Here is a 17,031-nt window from a genome sequence, read left to right on the forward strand (position 1 = left end):
CTTGCGCGACACATGGACATCCATGTCCATGTCTATGTCGATGCAAGGGTCGCATGTCCGTGTCGTGCGCACCAGAGTCAGCCCGCCGCTCGTGCGACATCCCGCGCCGGAGGTGCTCACGAGAGGATGTCGAGGACCTCGCGGAGAACCCTCTCGGTGCGGGGGAGCTGCCGCCCCACGTCGAGGAGCCGTGCCGGTGTGTGGCCGCGGCCGCGCAGCCACTGCTTCGTCGCGGCGATCCTGCCCATGTCCTTGTCCTTGTCCTTGTCCATGGACGACCCGCGTTCGTTCGCGCTGGACAGCCGCGCGGACCAGGTTGAAACGAAGCGCGGTGTCAGTTGGTCTGGGTGTTCCGCAGGTGTCGTCCGATGTAACCGACGACGATCAGGCCTGACGGCCCGTCATGGTCGTCGTAGTAGTACAGCCGCGGCGAGACCATGCCGATCTTGCCGAGCTTGAAGTGTTGCGTCATCGTGGCCCGGCCCGACGTGGAGATGAGGTCGGGGACAGCGAACACCCGCTCGTCGCCGTACTGGTCCATCGTGGCCTGCGTCTCGCCGGAGGCGTACTTCTTGGGCGGCACGTTGCGGAAGCCCGGTGGCGTGTTCGCCAGGTAGCTCCGCATGTCTCCCGCGAAACTTCCCTCGTCGCACGCCCGCTTGTAGTCGACAAGCGTGAGCAGTGCGTCCCAGGCAGTGCGGACCGTCTGCCCGTTGGTGTCGACCGCGTCGAGCTCGCAAGCCCGTCTCTCGTCTGCGGTGACGTGCAGACCATGGCTGCGCAGTTCCTCCACCCGTTCCAGCAGTCCCTCGTACGAGGTCGGATAGTCGGTGCTCGTTCCCTCCGGCAACGGCATGAAGGCTGTCGCGTGGTCGTTGTGACGGGCCAGTTCCTTGCCCAGCCAGACGTTGCGGTCTTTGAGGCTCGCGATCTCGTCCTGCGCGACGAGCGTCTCCAGTGCCGAGGTCTCGAGCTCGTCGCGAAGCCGGTTGCGGTCCTCGTCGAGCTGTTCGATCCGTGCGTCCTGTGCCTGGAGGCGCGCCCGCGTGTCGGCAAGCAGCATCGTGTCCTTGCGCATCCTGGCGGCGAGCGCCGTGAGGGTCGCGTCCTCAAGGTCATCGAGGCCGAGCACCGACTGGACCCGGCCGAGCTCGCGCGCCACCATCAGCGCGGGGTCTGCCTGTGGGATCGGCGTGGCGCGGGCGTCGGTCTGGTGGCTCGGTGGGTCGACCAGGTCGAGGTCGGAGGCTGCCGATGCTGCTGGCGTCGGGGACGTCGTGAATGCTTCGACCGAGAGCTCGTCGATCGCATCCGTCAGGACGGACGTCTCGAGCCGGTCGAACTTTCGTCGCCACGTGACGAGTTGCGAGGGCGGTCTCTGGCTTGCGGTCAGTGCTCGTGCGGTGCGTCCGAGCAGGCGGCGCGTCGCTCCGTCACTGTGGTCGACAAGTCTCTGCGTCCCGAGGAGGCGGTGGCGCCACGGAGAGCCGTCATCGAGATCGAGGCCTGGCTGGTAGGTGCGGATCGCCCAGGCTGGTGCCGCCCACTCCCGACCGACATTCTCTTCGAAGGCTGCGGTCGCGACCGGGTCGAGAACCACGACGTGGGCGAGGCCGGCCACGTCGCTCGTCCAGGTGGTGACGCGCTCCACCCATGTGTCGAATGGGATTCCGAGGGTTGCGTCGGTCCCCGTCACGTACACGGGGGCGCGACGACGGGGGTCGGTGAGTGCGGTGACGAGCTCCGGGATCGCCGCGACTCCCATCACCCGTGGAACCGACCGGAGTGGATAGCCCGCGTCCGTCAGGCTGAGCGCATCCAGGAAGTATCGTGCCGCCCACGGCGTGCCGACGTACTGGCGTGCCGCGCTCACGACGTCGACCGAGACCCAGCCCGTTCCGCGAGCGTCCTCGACCACCATGACGCGAGTGGTCCAGTGTCCTCCGTCGTTGTCCTCTTCCATGACGAGGCGGAAGGCGCTGACGTGTGACGCCTCGTGATGGCGCACGGTCACGACTCGGTCGAGGACTTGATGAGTGCCGTCGATCCCGAGGTCGAGATCGAGTCTCTTCTTGCTGCGGAGCCAGGTTGCGAGCTGATCGAGTGCCGTCACTCTCCAGCCGGGTGCGTCGTCGACGGTGGCGAATGATCGATAGTCGAGCGACGGCCTCGTGTCCGTGGCTCCCGCCGTTCTTGCTTCCAGCACCTGCGTCATCGCGTCTCCCCTGGAGTCTCGGTGGGCGGAAGGTTACCGGCCTGCACCGACACGGCCGAGGACCGACATACATGGCCTGGCACTCATCCCCAGAAGATCGGGTCGGTGCGGCTGTCGACGTGGTCGAGCAGGGATTGGACGTTCCTGGTCGGGCGCTTGCGGTCGTACTCGTGGAAGCGCAGGTTGCGGTCGCGCCAGTAGAGCGACCACCGCTCGGCCGACTGCGTCCAGCGCAGGCGCGTGATCGGGAAGCGCGTGGGCTCGCCGACGCCGTCCCACGGCGGGCGGACCTCGACGATCGTCACGTGCCGCGGTGTCACGTCGGCCTCGACCTTGACCTGGTCCCACAGGTGCTCGGGGACCTGCGCCGCGCACCAGCGGCGGATGCGCGCGACGTCCGTCTCAGGCATCGGCACCGGGCATCCCCCTTCCCGATGCTGAGGTCACGTCGAACTCGCCCGTCACGGCGGCGGTGATGAGCGACTGCTTGTACTCGGTGAGCATCTCGACAGACCTTTCGAGTTCACCACGACGCGACCGCAGCACTGCCCGCGCGGCGATGTCCTGCTGTCCGATCGCCTGCTGCTTTGAGAGTTCGACGGCGGGAATGTCCAGGCTCGCGATGTCTTCGCCTCGGAGCTTCGCCATGGAGCGCGAGGTTCCGCGGGCGATTGTCTCGATCTCCTGCCGAACGCGTGGCGCGCGCAGTGCCATCGACGCGAAGTCGGCGTCGAAGCCCTCGACGTGCAGCCGATACATGAGATCGCTCAAGTACAGTCCTCTGCCTTCGAGTTCGTGGACGACCGCAGTGTCACCGACGTACCGGGGTGTGTTCGCTCGCGAGACGAGCAGATCGCCCTCGGCGAGGACGTACTGCTCGTCGGGGTCGATTTCGGGAAGGAACGCCTTGTTCTGTTCGGGATCGAACCAGCCGTCCCGCTCACGTCGCCGGAGGTCCCCGGCGGTGACGCCGTGAGCTGGGGGTCGGGCCGAGGAGCGCGACGCGCGCTCGCCGGGGTGCTGCTCGCGGTCGTGCTCGCCGGGCCGGGCCAGGCCGCGGTGGGGACGACGGCGAGTGCCGCGGCGGGGCCCGCGGTGGGGGCTGCGGCGGGCGCGGGCGCGGCGTCGGGGGAGGAGGACGCGCTCCGGCTGAGCGCTGACGGCGCCACGTGGGCCCCCGGGCTCCCGGCGTCGCTCTTCGGGCCGGACGCGCTCGTCGTGCCGGGCGCGACGGTCGCGCGCGACCTGTGGGTCCGCAACGACGGCCCGACGGCGGCGCGCGTCCTCGTCGACCTCGCGCCCGACGTCGACCCGACGGCCGCGCGGACGGGGCTCGGCGCGTGGCTCGACGTCCGGCTGGACGGCGCGGTGCTGGGCGCCGCGACCTGGGAGGGGCCCGTGCTCGACCCCGGGGAGGTGGGCCCGGTGGAGGTCAGCGTCGCGATGTCCGCGGCCGCCCCGTCGTCCACGCGCCGCTCGGTCGCCGGGGTGCTGGAGACCGTGCACCTCGTGGGCGTCGCGGACGCCGCCCCGCCGATCGTCCCGGGGGAGCCGCCGTCGACCGGTCCCGGGCTGGCGCGCACCGGGGCGGACGCGTGGGGGCTCGCGGTCGCCGCGGCGCTCGCGGCCGGTGCCGGGCTGGTGCTCGCCCGACTCGGGCGGCGGCACACGGCGTCGTCCAGCGGACGCTGACCTGCGGCGACACGAACCGGCCGCGCGCTCCGGGACCCGGGGCGGCGCGGAGAGGCTAGGCCATCGACGGGCCGGGTCCCTTGCCCGCCGGTCCTGAGCCACAGGGCCGGGAGTCGTCGGGCCCGAGGACCTTCGTCACAAGATCTCCCAGGGAAGGGTCGCCTTGCTACACATCCCGCGTCGGGAGTGACTAGAGTGGCGATGTCCATTGTGACCGACTTCACAAGGACCGTGGGTGCGCCGTGTCCCGACCCGGGTCACGGTGGACCGCCAGGAGATGTCCCGACGACCGGACGGTGAGGTGAGCACGGTGGGCGCGAGGCTCGACGACGCCGACGTCATCGTCGTGGGCGCGGGTCCGGCGGGCTCCGCGGCGGCCCACTACTGCGCCGCCGCCGGGCTGAGCGTCCTCCTGCTGGAGAAGTCCTCGTTCCCGCGCGACAAGATCTGCGGCGACGGTCTGACGCCCCGCGCGGTCGCCGAGCTCGTGCGCATGGGCGTCCCGACGCGCGCCGAGGACGGCTGGATCCGCAACGAGGGCCTGCGCGTCGTCGCGAGCGGCCGCTCGTGGGCGCTCGCGTGGCCCGACCTCGCGTCCTACCCGAGCTACGGCATGGCCCGCGCGCGCCACTCGTTCGACCGGACCCTCGCCGAGCACGCGCAGCGCACGGGGGCCAAGCTCCTGGAGCGCACCGCCGTCACGGGCCCCGTGCTCGACGAGCGCACCGGCCGTGTCGTCGGCGTCACCGCGCGACCCGTGGACGACAAGGGACGGCGTGCGGGCGACGAGGTCACCTACCGCGCGCCCGTCGTCATCGCCGCCGACGGCGTCTCGTCGCGCTTCGCGCTCGCGCTCGGCCTCGCGCGCCGCGAGGACCGCCCGATCGGCGTCGCCGTCCGCACCTACTTCCGCACCCCGCGCCACGACGACCCGTGGATGGAGTCGCACCTCGAGCTGTGGGACGGCAAGCCCCGCGAGTCCAACCTGCTGCCCGGCTACGGCTGGATCTTCTCGCTCGGCGACGGGACCGCGAACGTCGGGCTCGGCTCGGTGAGCTCGACCCCGGCGCGCCAGTCGGCGGCGAACGTCGACTACAAGGACCTCTTCGCCACCTGGATGCGCAACGCGCCCGAGGAGTGGGAGTTCACCGAGGAGAACCGGCTCGCGCCCGTGCGCGGCGCGGCGCTCCCCATGGGCTTCAACCGGTCGCCTCTGTACACGCGCGGCGTGCTCCTCGTGGGCGACTCGGGCGGCATGGTCAGCCCGTTCAACGGCGAGGGCATCGCGTACGCGATGCAGGCCGGGCGGGCGGCGGCCGACGTCGTCGCCCAGTCGCGCGTGCGGCTCACCGACGGCGGCCGTGAGCGCGCGCTGCAGACCTACCCGCGGATCATGCGTCGCGAGCTGGGCGGCTACTACACGCTCGGCCGGTACTTCGTGAAGCTCATCGAGCACCCCGAGATCATGCGGATCTGCACGCGCTACGGGCTCCCGCGCCCGGTCGTCATGCGGTTCGTCCTCAAGCTCCTGTCCGACTGCTACGAGCCCCGCGGCGGCGACTGGGTCGACCGCGTCATCGCGGGGCTGACGAGGGTGGTGCCCTCGTCATGAGCCCACGAGGTGGGCCCGCAACGACGCGGGCGCTCGCACCACCTGCAGGTCTTCCCGGGCACCGCCCGGGCGTCCCCGTCCCGAGCCCCCACTCGAGGAGTACGCGATGACCAACCCGTACGTACCGCTTCTCGTCCTCATGGGCGTGGCCGCCGTGCTGGCTCTCGGCGGTGTGGCCGCGAGCGCGGTCATCGGCCCCAAGCGCTACAACCGCGCCAAGCTCGACGCCTACGAGTGCGGCATCGAGCCCACGCCCCACGCGATCGGCGGCGGGCGCTTCCCGATCAAGTACTACCTCGTCGCCATGACGTTCATCGTCTTCGACATCGAGGTCGTCTTCCTCTACCCGTGGGCGGTCGACTTCGCGACGCTCGCGACCTTCGGCCTCGTCGCGATGCTCGCGTTCCTCGCGCTCATCACCGTCCCGTTCGTCTACGAGTGGCGCCGGGGTGGTCTCGAGTGGGACTGAGCGTGCGACCGACCGTCCGCGCCAGCGGGCACCGGCGAGAGAACTAGGAGAACACCATGGGGATCGAGGAAGCTCCCTCGGGCTTCTTGCTGACCACGATCGAGGACCTCGCGGGGTACCTGCGCAAGGCGTCGCTCTGGCCCGTGACGTTCGGACTGGCGTGCTGCGCGATCGAGATGATGGCCGCGGGCGCCTCGCGGTTCGACCTGTCGCGCTTCGGCATGGAGGTCTTCCGGGCCTCGCCGCGCCAGGCGGACCTCATGATCGTGGCCGGGCGCGTGAGCCAGAAGATGGCGCCGGTCGTGCGGCAGGTCTACGACCAGATGAGCGAGCCCAAGTGGGTGCTGTCGATGGGCGTGTGCGCGTCCAGCGGCGGCATGTTCAACAACTACGCGATCGTGCAGGGCGTCGACCACATCGTGCCCGTGGACATCTACCTCCCGGGCTGCCCGCCGCGGCCGGAGATGCTCATCAACGCGATCCTCGCGCTGCACGACCAGATCCAGCACGAGCCGCTCGGCGTGAACCGCAAGGAGGCGGCGCGCGCCGCCGAGGCGGCCGCGCTCGAGGCGACGCCCACGTTCCAGATGAAGGGGCTGCTGCGGTGACGGACGAGAAGACGGGCGGTGGCACGCCCGTGCCGCAGCCCGAGGAGGTCTCCGGACCCCGGTCGGGCGACCTGGTGACCGGGGCGGGCGCGCCGCGCACGCTCGAGGTCGTCGAGGTGCGCGAGGGCATGTTCGGCGTCCACGGCTCGGGCGACACGTCGGGGTACGGCGGCCTCGTCCAGCCCGTCGCGATGCCCGGCGCCAGCCCGCGGCCGTACGGCGGGTGGTTCGACGAGGTCGTCGACGTCCTCGCGGAGGTGCTCGCCGAGGGCGGCACGCGGTTCGAGGCCGCGGTGGAGCGCGTCGTCGTGGACCCGCCCGGCGCGCACGCCGAGCTGACGATCCACGTGCACCGCCACCACCTCGTCGAGGTGTGCCGGGCGCTGCGCGACGACCAGGACCTGCGGTTCGAGCTGAGCCTGGGCGTGAGCGGCGTGCACTTCCCGCACGACGTCGGCCGCGAGCTGCACGCCGTGTACCACCTCACGTCGATCACGCACGGGCGTCGCCTGCGCCTCGAGGTGTCGGTGCCCGACGCCGACCCGCACGTCCCGACCACGACGTCCGTCTACCCGACGAACGACTGGCACGAGCGCGAGACGTGGGACTTCTTCGGCATCGTCTTCGACGGTCACCCGTCGCTCGCGCGCATCGAGATGCCCGACGACTGGCCCGGCCACCCGCAGCGCAAGGACTACCCGCTCGGCGGGATCCCCGTCGAGTACAAGGGCGCGACCGTGCCCCCGCCCGACACGAGGAGGTCGTACTCGTGAGCACGCACACCACCGGCGCCCCCGGCGCCGCCCCGCACTCCGCACCGCGATCGACCCGACCGCCGGTCGGCGACTTCGACGAGGGCGTCCCGAGCTTCGAGGCGTCGGGCGGTGACTGGGCCGACATCGCGGAGAGCGCCGTCGCCGCGGCCGCGCTCGGCGAGGAGCGCATCGTCGTCAACATGGGCCCGCAGCACCCGTCCACGCACGGCGTGCTCCGCCTCATGCTCGAGATCGACGGCGAGACGGTCACCGAGGCGCGCTGCGGCATCGGCTACCTGCACACCGGCATCGAGAAGAACATGGAGTACCGGACGTGGACGCAGGGCGTCACGTTCTGCACCCGCATGGACTACCTCGCGCCGCTCTTCCAGGAGACGGCGTACTGCCTCGCGGTCGAGAAGCTGCTCGGCATCACGGACGACGTGCCCGAGCGGGCGAGCGTCATCCGCGTGCTCATGATGGAGCTCAACCGGATCGCGTCCCACCTCGTGTGCCTGGGCACCGGCGGCAACGAGATGGGCGCGACGACCGTCATGACCATCGCGTTCACCGCGCGCGAGGAGATCCTGCGGATCTTCGAGGCCGTGACGGGCCTGCGCATGAACAACGCGTACGTGCGGCCCGGCGGCGTCGCCCAGGACGTCCCGCCCGACCTCGTCGAGCAGGTGCGCGCCGCTGACCCGCTCATCCGCCGGTACCTCGGCCAGCTCGGCGACCTCATGCTCGCCAACCCGATCTTCAAGGGCCGCCTCGTCGGCGTCGGGCACCTCAGCCTCGCGGGCTGCATGGCGCTGGGCATCACCGGGCCCGTGCTGCGCTCGACCGGACACCCGTACGACGTGCGCAAGTCCGACCCGTACTGCGGCTACGAGACGTACGACTTCGACGTCCCGACCGCGACCGGCGCCGACTGCTACGACCGCGTCGTGCTCCGGCTCGAGGAGTGCTACCAGTCGCTGCACATCGTCGAGCAGTGCCTCGAGCGCCTCGAGAAGACTGCCGGGCAGCCCGTCATGGTGGGCGACCGCAAGATCGCGTGGCCGGCGCAGCTCGCGATCGGCAGCGACGGGCAGGGCAACTCGCTCGAGCACATCAAGGAGATCATGGGCACCTCCATGGAGGCCCTGATCCACCACTTCAAGCTCGTCACCGAGGGCTTCCGGGTCCCGGTCGGGCAGGCGTGGCAGACCGTGGAGCACCCGCGCGGCGAGCTCGGGGTGCACCTCGTCTCCGACGGCGGCACGCGCCCCTACCGGGCGCACTTCCGCGACCCGTCGTTCAACAACCTCCAGGCCGTGGCGGCGATGTGCGAGGGCGGCCAGGTGGCCGACGTCGTGGTCGCCGTCGCCTCCCTGGACCCCGTGCTGGGAGGGGTGGACCGATGACCATCGACGCCGGACCTGCGACGAACGGCACGCCCGCCGGCGGGCCGCGCCCCGGGTACGACGCGGAGACGACGGCGCGCCTCGCCGCCGACGCCGCGCAGATCGTCGCCCGCTACCCCGAGTCGCGGTCGGCGCTGCTGCCGATGCTGCACCTCGTGCAGTCGGAGGACGGCTACGTCTCGCGCGACGGCATCCTGTTCTGCGCGGAGCAGCTCGGCCTCACCGCGGCCGAGGTCTCGGCCGTCGCGACGTTCTACACCCAGTACAAGCGCCACCCCAACGGCACCTACACGGTGGGCGTCTGCACCAACACGCTGTGCGCGATCATGGGCGGCGACGCGATCTTCGACGAGCTCTCCGACCACCTCGGCGTCGGGCACGACGAGACGACCGAGGACGGCGCGATCACGCTCGAGCGCGTCGAGTGCAACGCGGCCTGCGACTACGCGCCGGTCATGATGGTCAACTGGGAGTTCTTCGACAACCAGACGCCCGGATCGGCGACCGACGTCGTCGACCGCCTCCGTGCGGGCGAGGCCGTCGCCCCGACGCGCGGCGCCGCGAGCGTGTGCTCCTTCAAGCAGATGAGCCGCGTCCTCGCGGGCTTCTCCGACGGCCGCGCCGACGAGGGCGTCGGCGCGGGCGAGCCCACGCTCGCCGGCCTGCGCCTCGCGCGCGAGCACGACTGGACCGCCCCCACCGGGCCGGCGGGCGGGCCGGACGCCGAGGCGGGCGCGGGTGCCCCGGAGAAGCCCGTCACCGGCGGCGAGCAGTCGAGCGCCGAGCGGAAGCCGACGACCGACGCCGACGTCGACCCCGGCGGCAAGGCCGAGTCTCCTGGCACCAAGCCCGACCCGTCGAAGGGAGCGGACGCATGAGCGAGCAGCAGGGCACCGTGGCCCGATCGACCCCGGACCCGCTGACCCCCGTCCTGTCGGACACGTGGGACGCGGACCGGTCCTGGTCGCTGGCGTCGTACGTGGACCGCGGCGGCTACGAGGGCCTGCGCGCGGCGCTCGCCCAGGACCCGGCGGACGTCGTCGCGACGGTCAAGGCGTCGGGACTGCGCGGCCGTGGCGGCGCAGGCTTCCCGACGGGCATGAAGTGGGGCTTCCTGCCCGCGCCCGACGGCGGGCCGCGGTACCTCGTCGTCAACGCGGACGAGTCCGAGCCGGGCACGTGCAAGGACATCCCGCTCATGCTCGCGAGCCCGCAGGCGCTCATCGAGGGCGTCGCGATCACGTCGTACGCGATCGGCTGCGACCACGCGTTCATCTACGTGCGCGGCGAGGTGCTGCACGTGTACCGCCGCCTGCTGCGCGCGGTCGAGGAGGCCTACGAGGCCGGCTACCTCGGCAAGGACGTCCAGGGTTCGGGGTTCGACCTCGACGTCACCGTCCACGCCGGTGCGGGCGCGTACATCTGCGGCGAGGAGACGGCGCTGCTCGACTCGCTCGAGGGGCGCCGCGGGCAGCCGCGGCTCAAGCCGCCGTTCCCCGCCGTCGCGGGCCTGTACGCGCGCCCGACGGTCGTCAACAACGTGGAGTCCATCGCGAGCGTGCCGTCGATCGTCGCGCGCGGCGCGGACTGGTTCACGTCGATGGGGACGGAGCGCTCGGCCGGGTTCGGCCTGTTCTCGCTGTCCGGTCACGTGACGCGCCCCGGCCAGTACGAGGCACCGCTCGGCACGACGCTGCGCGAGCTCCTCGACCTCGCGGGCGGGATGCGCGGTGGGAAGGCGCTGAAGTTCTGGACGCCGGGCGGCTCGTCGACGCCGCTGTTCACGGATGCCCACCTCGACACGCCCCTCGACTACGAGTCGGTCGCGGCGGCGGGCTCGATGCTCGGCACGCGCGCGCTCCAGCTCTTCGACGAGACGACGTGCGTCGTGCGGGCCGTGAGCCGGTGGACGGACTTCTACGCGCACGAGTCGTGCGGCAAGTGCACGCCGTGCCGCGAGGGCACGTACTGGATGAAGCAGGTCCTGGCGCGCATCGAGGCGGGCCAGGGCACGGAGTCCGACCTCGACCTGCTCCTCGACACGTGCGACAACATCCTGGGCCGCGCGTTCTGCGCGCTCGGCGACGGCGCCACGTCGCCGGTGACGAGCAGCATCGAGCTGTTCCGCGACGAGTACGAGGCGCACATCACCGGGCACGGGTGCCCGTTCGACCCGGCGGCCTCGGCGCTCTTCGACTACACGCCCCGCCCGGCCCGCGTCCTGACGGCAGGAGTGCACTGATGACGACCACGACCCCCGCCCCGGGCACCGGCTCAGCGGCCGTCCCCGCGGGCGGCGCGGCCAAGCCCCCGGTCCCCGCGGACCACGTGACGTTCACGATCGACGACGTCGAGATGTCGGTGCCCAAGGGCACGCTCGTGATCCGCGCGGCCGAGCAGATCGGGATCCAGATCCCGCGGTTCTGCGACCACCCGCTCCTGGAGCCTGCGGGCGCGTGCCGCCAGTGCCTCGTCGAGGTGGCGACGCCGGACCGCGAGGGCAACGTGCGGCCCATGCCGAAGCCGCAGGCGTCGTGCACGCTCGAGGCGACGCCCGGCATGGTGGTCAAGACGCAACGGACGAGCGCGGTCGCCGACAAGGCGCAGCACGGGATCATGGAGCTGCTGCTCATCAACCACCCGCTCGACTGCCCGGTGTGCGACAAGGGCGGCGAGTGCCCGCTCCAGAACCAGGCGATGAGCAACGGCCGCGCGACGAGCCGGTTCGTGGACGTCAAGCGCACGTTCCCCAAGCCGATCGCGGTCTCGACGACGATCCTGCTCGACCGCGAGCGCTGCGTCCTGTGCCAGCGCTGCACGCGCTTCTCGCAGGAGATCGCGGGCGACGCGTTCATCGACCTCCAGAAGCGCGGCGCCGCGCAGCAGATCGGCCGCTTCGACGAGGCGGTGCTGGACTTCGCGCCGCCGTCGGGTCAGGCGCCGGGCGACCGTCCGGTCGGGCTCGCGCTCGAGGACGAGTCGGGGCTGCCGTTCGCGTCGTACTTCTCCGGCAACACGGTGCAGATCTGCCCGGTGGGCGCGCTCACGGGCGCGGCGTACCGGTTCCGCTCGCGCCCGTTCGACCTGGTCTCGACCCCCGGGGTCTCCGAGCACGACTCGTCGGGCTCCGCGATCCGCGTCGACCACCGCCGCGGCGTGGTGCTGCGCCGCCTCGCAGGCGAGGACCCGCTGGTCAACGAGGAGTGGATCACCGACCGCGACCGCTTCGCGTTCACGTGGCAGTCCGCGCCGGACCGCCTCACGCACCCGCTCGTGCGCGACCGCGAGGTCGCCCCGGACGGGACGGTGACCCGTGGCGAGCTGCGCCCCGCCTCGTGGGCGGAGGCGCTCGAGGTCGCCGCGGACGCCCTGACGCGGGCGCGCGACGCCGGGGGCGTCGCCGTGCTGCCGGGCGGGCGGCTCACGGTCGAGGACGCGTACGCGTACGCGAAGCTCGCGCGCACGTGGCTCCGCACCAACGACGTCGACCACCGCGCGCGCGCCCACAGCGCCGAGGAGGCGGACTTCCTCGCGCACGCCGTCGCGGGGCGCGCCGTCGGCCACGCCGGCGGGGTGACGTTCACCGACCTCGAGAAGGCACCCGCCGTCCTGCTCGTCGGCCTCGAGGCCGAGGAGGAGGCGGGCGTGACGTTCCTGCGCCTGCGCAAGGGGGCGCTGCGGCACGGCGTCCGGGTGTTCTCCGTCGCGCCGTTCGCGTCGCGCGGCGTGCAGCGCATGCACGGCACCCTCCTCCCGGCCGCGCCGGGCACCGAGGCGGAGTGGCTCGACGGCATCGCCGCGGGCGACCAGGTCCGCACGCTCGACGAGGCCGAGGGCACCGACCTCCTCGCCGAGGTCAGCGACGCGCTCCGGGCGCCGGGCGCCGTGATCCTCGTCGGCGAGCGGCTCGCCGCGACGCGCGGCGGGTACAGCGCGCTGCTCCGCGCGGTCGCCGCGACCGGCGCACGCCTCGCGTGGGTCCCGCGCCGCGCCGGCGAGCGCGGCGGCGTCGAGGCCGGCACCCTGCCGAACCTCCTGCCGGGTGGACGCCCGGTCGCCGACGCCGCGGCTCGCGTCGACGTCGCGACGGTCTGGGGCGTGGCCGCCACGGACGACCAGCCGACCGGGCTCCCCGCGACGGCGGGCCGCGACGTGGGGGAGATGCTCGACGCCCTCTCGGTCGGCCAGCTCGTGGGCGTGCTCGTGGGCGGGCTCGAGCTCGACGACCTGCCCGACCCGGCGCACGCGCGCCGCGCGCTCGAGGCGGCGGACGTCGTCGTCTCGCTCGAGGTGCGGCGTTCGGCGGTGACCGAGCTCGCGGACGTCGTGCTCCCGGTCGCGCCGCCCGTCGAGCGCGAGGGCGCGTTCGTGAGCTGGGAGGGGCGCGTGCGCCCGTTCCCGGCGGCGCTCGCGTCCACGGCCATGACGGACCACCGCGTGCTCGACGCGCTCGCCGACGCGGCGGGCGTCGGCCTCGGCCTCGGCACCGTGGACGCGGTGCGGGCCGAGCTCGACCAGCTCGTGGGCGACGGCGCGTGGGACGGCGAGCGCGCCGCCGCGCCGGACGCCGAGACCACGGAGCCGCCCGCCGTCGCGCCGGGGACCGCGGTCCTCGCGAGCTGGCGGCTCCTGCTCGACGACGCGCGCGGCCAGGACGGCGAGCGCTACCTCGCCGGGACGGCGAAGCGCCCCGTGGCGCGGCTGTCCGCGGCGACCGCGGCCGCGGCCGACGTGTTCGACGGCGACGTCGTGCGCGTCTCGACGGACCGGGGCGCGATCACGCTCCCGGTCGTCGTGACGGACATGGTCGACCACGTCGTGTGGCTGCCCCTGCGCTCGCCGGCCTCGTCGGTGCACGCGACGCTCGGCGCGGTGCCGGGCGACGTGGTCCGCCTCGAGACCGTGAGCACCGACGGAGGGGAGGGCGCATGAGGCTCGTCCACGCACTCGCGACCGAGACGCCGGGCGTGCCCGGGATCACCGCGAACTTCTCGCAGGACAACGGGTGGACGTACCTCGTCAAGGCCGTCCTCATCCTCGTGTTCCTGCTGACGAGCGTGCTGTTCGCGATCTGGTTCGAGCGCAAGGTCGTGGCGCGCATGCAGGTGCGGCCCGGCCCCAACTGGCACGGCCCGTTCGGCCTGCTCCAGTCGCTCGCCGACGCGATGAAGCTCCTGCTCAAGGAGGACATCACGGTCAAGGCGGCGGACAAGTTCGTCTACCTGCTCGCGCCGATGATCTCCGTGTTCTGCGCGCTGCTCGTGTTCGCGGTCATCCCGTTCGGCCCCGAGGTGCAGATCCCGTTCACGGACTACGTGACGCCCGCCCAGCTCACCGACTTCCCGGTCGCGACGCTCTACATCCTCGCGTGCGCGTCGCTCGGCGTGTACGGGATCGTGCTCGGCGGCTGGTCGTCGGGGTCGACGTACCCGTTGCTCGGCTCGGTCCGCTCGACCGCGCAGGTCATCAGCTACGAGCTCGCGATGGGCCTCTCGCTCGTCTCCGTCTTCCTCATGGCGGGGTCGATGTCGACCTCGCGCATCGTCGACTCGCAGACGCAGCTCTGGTGGTTCATCCCGCTCCTGCCCGCGTTCGTCATCTACGTCATCTCGATGGTCGGCGAGACGAACCGCCTCCCGTTCGACCTCCCCGAGGCCGAGGGCGAGCTCGTGTCCGGGTACATGACCGAGTACTCGTCGATGAAGTTCGCGTGGTTCTTCCTCGCGGAGTACATCAACATGCTCAACGTCTCCGCGGTCGCGACGACGCTGTTCCTCGGCGGGTGGCGCGCCCCGTGGCCGCTGTCGACGATCAACGACGGGATGTTCAACGAGGGCTGGTGGCCCATCCTCTGGTTCCTCGTCAAGGTCTGGGCCGTCATGTTCTTCTTCGTGTGGGTCCGCGGCACGCTGCTGCGCCTGCGCTACGACCAGTTCATGCGGTTCGGCTGGAAGGTCCTCATCCCGTTCGCGCTCGCGTGGCTCGTGCTCCTCGCCGTCGCGCAGGCCGTGCGCCAGTTCCTCGACGTCGACCTCCGCGTCTTCGTCGGCATCGCCGTCGCGCTCGCCCTCGTGGTGGTGGTCGTCGTGTGGTTCTGGCCCGAGAAGAAGGCGCCACCCGGCGCGACGCCCCGCGCCGCGGGTACCGCGCCCGAGCCGTTCGACGCGTTCGCGGGCGGGTTCCCCGTCCCGCCGCTGCCCGGGCAGTCGCTCCCGCCCTCGCCGCGCCGTCGCGCCCTCGTGCCCGACGACGCGGGCTCGCCCGGGACGTCCGGGCCGACGAGCACGGGCGTCCGCAAGCCCCACGACAAGGAGGTCGACCGTGGCTGACGACCAGAAGCCGACCCGGCCGGGCGAGTACGAGGTCCGGCGCCCCCAGGCGAAGGGGCTGCGCGACGCGCTCGCTCCCGTCGCGGGGTTCGGCGTCACGTTCTCCTCGATGTTCCGCCCGACGGTCACCGAGCAGTACCCGCGCCAGAAGGTGCCGACGAAGCCGCGCTACCACGGGCGGCACCAGCTCAACCGGTACCCCGACGGGCTCGAGAAGTGCATCGGGTGCGAGCTGTGCGCGTGGGCGTGCCCCGCGGACGCGATCTACGTCGAGGGCGCGGACAACGCGGACCTGCCGGACGGCGGCCACATGTCGCCGGGCGAGCGGTACGGCCGCGTCTACCAGATCAACTACCTGCGCTGCATCTTCTGCGGCCTGTGCATCGAGGCGTGCCCCACGCGCGCGCTGACGATGACCAACGAGTACGAGCTCGCCGGCCCGACGCGCGAGGGCATGATCTGGGAGAAGCAGGACCTGCTCGCGCCGCTCCAGGAGCGGATGCTCGCCGCGCCGCACCCGATGGTGCCCGGGACCTCGGACACCGAGTACTACCGCGGAGAGGTGACGGGTCCGGTGGCCGAGCAGGTGGACTGGGTGCGCGAGCACCGCCCCGACGACGAGACGCTCCCGCCCGAGCCGACGGGGCCGCCCCCGGAGGTCCGGCGGGTCGCTCCCTCGGGCCGGGCCCGGAAGGCCGCCCGGTGACCGCGAGCGGCGGCGAGGCGGTCCTCTTCTGGGTCCTCGCCCCCCTCATGGTCCTCGCGGCGCTCTCGCTGCTCTTCGCGCGCAAGGCGGTGCACGCCGCCATCGCGGTCATGTTCGTCATGGTCGACCTCGCGATCCTCTACATCGCGCAGGAGGCGTCGTTCCTCGGCGTCGTCCAGGTGGTCGTGTACACGGGCGCCGTGATGATGCTCTTCCTCTTCGTGCTGATGCTCGTCGGCGTCGACGCGTCGGACTCGCTCGTGGAGACGATCCGCGGTCAGCGCTGGGTCGGCGTGCTCCTCGGGCTCGGGCTCGGCGTCGTGCTGGTGGGCGTGGTCGCGCAGGCGACGTTCCCGCCGTCGGTGGGACTCGAGCTCGCCAACGCGGCGACCAACCCGGTCGCGCTCGCGCGCGTGCTCTTCGCGGACTACGTGTTCGCGATGGAGGTCGTGGGCATCCTGCTCATCACCGCCGCGGTCTCGGCGCTCGTGCTCACGCACCGGCGCAGGCTCACCCCGAAGGTGGGTCAGCGCGAGCAGGCGGACGCGAAGGTCGCGGCGCTGCCCGCGGGCGGTCGGCTCACGCCGCTCGCCGCCCCGGGCGTGTACGCGCAGAACAACGCCATGGACACCCCGGCGCTCGACCCGCAGGGCCGGCCCATCGAGGAGTCGGTCTCGCGCATCCTGCGGATCCGCGGCCAGGAGCGCTCGGCCGGGACGATCCTCGAGGCCGAGCGCGAGGTGCTCGTCGAGCACGAGCCGCTGCGGGCGCTGCCCGCGCTGCGGGCCCAGGACGCGAACGAGCGCACGGTGCAGACTGCGACCGCCGACCAGCCCGAGGGCGAGGCGCCCGCGGGAGAGGTCGCCGGACCCGACGACCCGGGCCGGTCCCGGGTCCCCGGTGACGCTCGCGGGACCGAGCGAGGAGAGGACTGATGGAGCTCACCAACTACCTCGTGCTCGCGGCGATCCTGTTCTCGATCGGCGCCGCGACCGTGCTGCTGCGACGCAACGCGATCATCGTGTTCATGGGCATCGAGCTCATGCTCAACGCGACCAACCTCGCGTTCGTCACCTTCGCCCGCATGCACGGCGACGTGACCGGGCAGGTGCTCGCGTTCTTCGTCATGGTCGTCGCGGCGGCGGAGGTCGTCGTCGGCCTCGCGATCATCGTGTCCATCTTCCGCACCCGTCGGTCCGCCTCGGTCGACGACGTCAACCTGCTCAAGAGCTGAGGGGC

At 72.2% G+C, this 17,031-nt stretch carries 17 protein-coding genes; 13 read left to right on the top strand and 4 right to left on the bottom strand.

Annotated features, from left to right (window positions below; all coding sequences use genetic code 11):
- Window positions 1-116: 116 nt before the first annotated feature.
- From ACN9MS_RS05090 to ACN9MS_RS05105, 4 genes are all read right to left on the bottom strand, one after another.
- Window positions 117-272: a hypothetical protein gene (locus tag ACN9MS_RS05090; RefSeq protein ID WP_426311013.1), complete on the bottom strand. Its 156-nt coding sequence runs from the start codon at window positions 270-272 to the stop codon at window positions 117-119.
- Between the two features lie 62 nt (window positions 273-334).
- Window positions 335-2,215, bottom strand: coding sequence for a hypothetical protein (locus ACN9MS_RS05095; protein ID WP_426311014.1), 1,881 nt, complete (start codon window positions 2,213-2,215; stop codon window positions 335-337).
- Window positions 2,216-2,298: 83 nt separating this feature from the next.
- Window positions 2,299-2,625, bottom strand: coding sequence for a DUF3024 domain-containing protein (locus ACN9MS_RS05100; protein ID WP_426311015.1), 327 nt, complete (start codon window positions 2,623-2,625; stop codon window positions 2,299-2,301).
- Window positions 2,618-2,986 (bottom strand): hypothetical protein, encoded by a 369-nt coding sequence (locus tag ACN9MS_RS05105; protein ID WP_426311016.1) that lies wholly within the window; start codon window positions 2,984-2,986, stop codon window positions 2,618-2,620. Before ACN9MS_RS05105 ends, ACN9MS_RS05100 begins: the two co-directional genes overlap by 8 nt.
- Window positions 2,987-3,187: 201 nt before the next feature.
- Here ACN9MS_RS05105 and ACN9MS_RS05110 point away from each other — a divergent pair, with 201 nt between their 5' ends.
- From ACN9MS_RS05110 to nuoK, 13 genes are all read left to right on the top strand, one after another.
- Window positions 3,188-3,907: a hypothetical protein gene (locus ACN9MS_RS05110; RefSeq protein WP_426311017.1), complete on the top strand. Its 720-nt coding sequence runs from the start codon at window positions 3,188-3,190 to the stop codon at window positions 3,905-3,907.
- A 277-nt stretch (window positions 3,908-4,184) separates the two neighbouring features.
- Window positions 4,185-5,519, top strand: a complete 1,335-nt coding sequence (locus ACN9MS_RS05115; protein WP_426311829.1) for a geranylgeranyl reductase family protein — start codon at window positions 4,185-4,187, stop codon at window positions 5,517-5,519.
- A 106-nt stretch (window positions 5,520-5,625) separates the two neighbouring features.
- Window positions 5,626-5,988, top strand: a complete 363-nt coding sequence (locus ACN9MS_RS05120) for an NADH-quinone oxidoreductase subunit A (protein WP_047234407.1) — start codon at window positions 5,626-5,628, stop codon at window positions 5,986-5,988.
- Window positions 5,989-6,044: 56 nt separating this feature from the next.
- The gene (locus ACN9MS_RS05125; RefSeq protein WP_047234408.1) at window positions 6,045-6,596 is read left to right on the top strand and encodes a NuoB/complex I 20 kDa subunit family protein; all 552 of its coding nucleotides are present in this window, start codon (window positions 6,045-6,047) and stop codon (window positions 6,594-6,596) included.
- 71 nt (window positions 6,597-6,667) lie between these two features.
- Window positions 6,668-7,369, top strand: coding sequence for an NADH-quinone oxidoreductase subunit C (locus tag ACN9MS_RS05130; protein ID WP_426311830.1), 702 nt, complete (start codon window positions 6,668-6,670; stop codon window positions 7,367-7,369).
- On the top strand, window positions 7,366-8,757 hold the full coding sequence (locus tag ACN9MS_RS05135; protein WP_426311018.1) for an NADH-quinone oxidoreductase subunit D: 1,392 nt from the start codon (window positions 7,366-7,368) through the stop codon (window positions 8,755-8,757). The genes ACN9MS_RS05130 and ACN9MS_RS05135 overlap by 4 nt, the downstream gene beginning before the upstream one ends.
- A complete protein-coding gene (gene nuoE / locus ACN9MS_RS05140) occupies window positions 8,754-9,635 on the top strand; it encodes an NADH-quinone oxidoreductase subunit NuoE (protein WP_426311019.1) in 882 nt (293 codons plus the stop codon). The genes ACN9MS_RS05135 and nuoE overlap by 4 nt, the downstream gene beginning before the upstream one ends.
- Complete coding sequence (gene nuoF / locus ACN9MS_RS05145) at window positions 9,632-10,999, top strand: NADH-quinone oxidoreductase subunit NuoF (RefSeq protein ID WP_426311020.1); 1,368 nt, start codon at window positions 9,632-9,634, stop codon at window positions 10,997-10,999. The genes nuoE and nuoF overlap by 4 nt, the downstream gene beginning before the upstream one ends.
- Window positions 10,999-13,689: an NADH-quinone oxidoreductase subunit G gene (locus ACN9MS_RS05150; protein ID WP_426311021.1), complete on the top strand. Its 2,691-nt coding sequence runs from the start codon at window positions 10,999-11,001 to the stop codon at window positions 13,687-13,689. Before nuoF ends, ACN9MS_RS05150 begins: the two co-directional genes overlap by 1 nt.
- Window positions 13,686-15,086, top strand: coding sequence for an NADH-quinone oxidoreductase subunit NuoH (gene nuoH, locus ACN9MS_RS05155; protein ID WP_426311022.1), 1,401 nt, complete (start codon window positions 13,686-13,688; stop codon window positions 15,084-15,086). The genes ACN9MS_RS05150 and nuoH overlap by 4 nt, the downstream gene beginning before the upstream one ends.
- Window positions 15,079-15,792, top strand: coding sequence for an NADH-quinone oxidoreductase subunit NuoI (gene nuoI / locus ACN9MS_RS05160; protein ID WP_426311023.1), 714 nt, complete (start codon window positions 15,079-15,081; stop codon window positions 15,790-15,792). Before nuoH ends, nuoI begins: the two co-directional genes overlap by 8 nt.
- Complete coding sequence (locus ACN9MS_RS05165; RefSeq protein WP_426311024.1) at window positions 15,789-16,727, top strand: NADH-quinone oxidoreductase subunit J; 939 nt, start codon at window positions 15,789-15,791, stop codon at window positions 16,725-16,727. The genes nuoI and ACN9MS_RS05165 overlap by 4 nt, the downstream gene beginning before the upstream one ends.
- Entirely contained in the window at window positions 16,727-17,026 is a 300-nt protein-coding gene (gene nuoK, locus ACN9MS_RS05170) for an NADH-quinone oxidoreductase subunit NuoK (protein WP_047234414.1), read from the top strand. Before ACN9MS_RS05165 ends, nuoK begins: the two co-directional genes overlap by 1 nt.
- The last annotated feature ends 5 nt before the right edge of the window (window positions 17,027-17,031 follow it).

Source organism: Cellulosimicrobium sp. E-16 (assembly GCF_049913115.1).
Lineage (GTDB): Bacteria > Actinomycetota > Actinomycetes > Actinomycetales > Cellulomonadaceae > Cellulosimicrobium.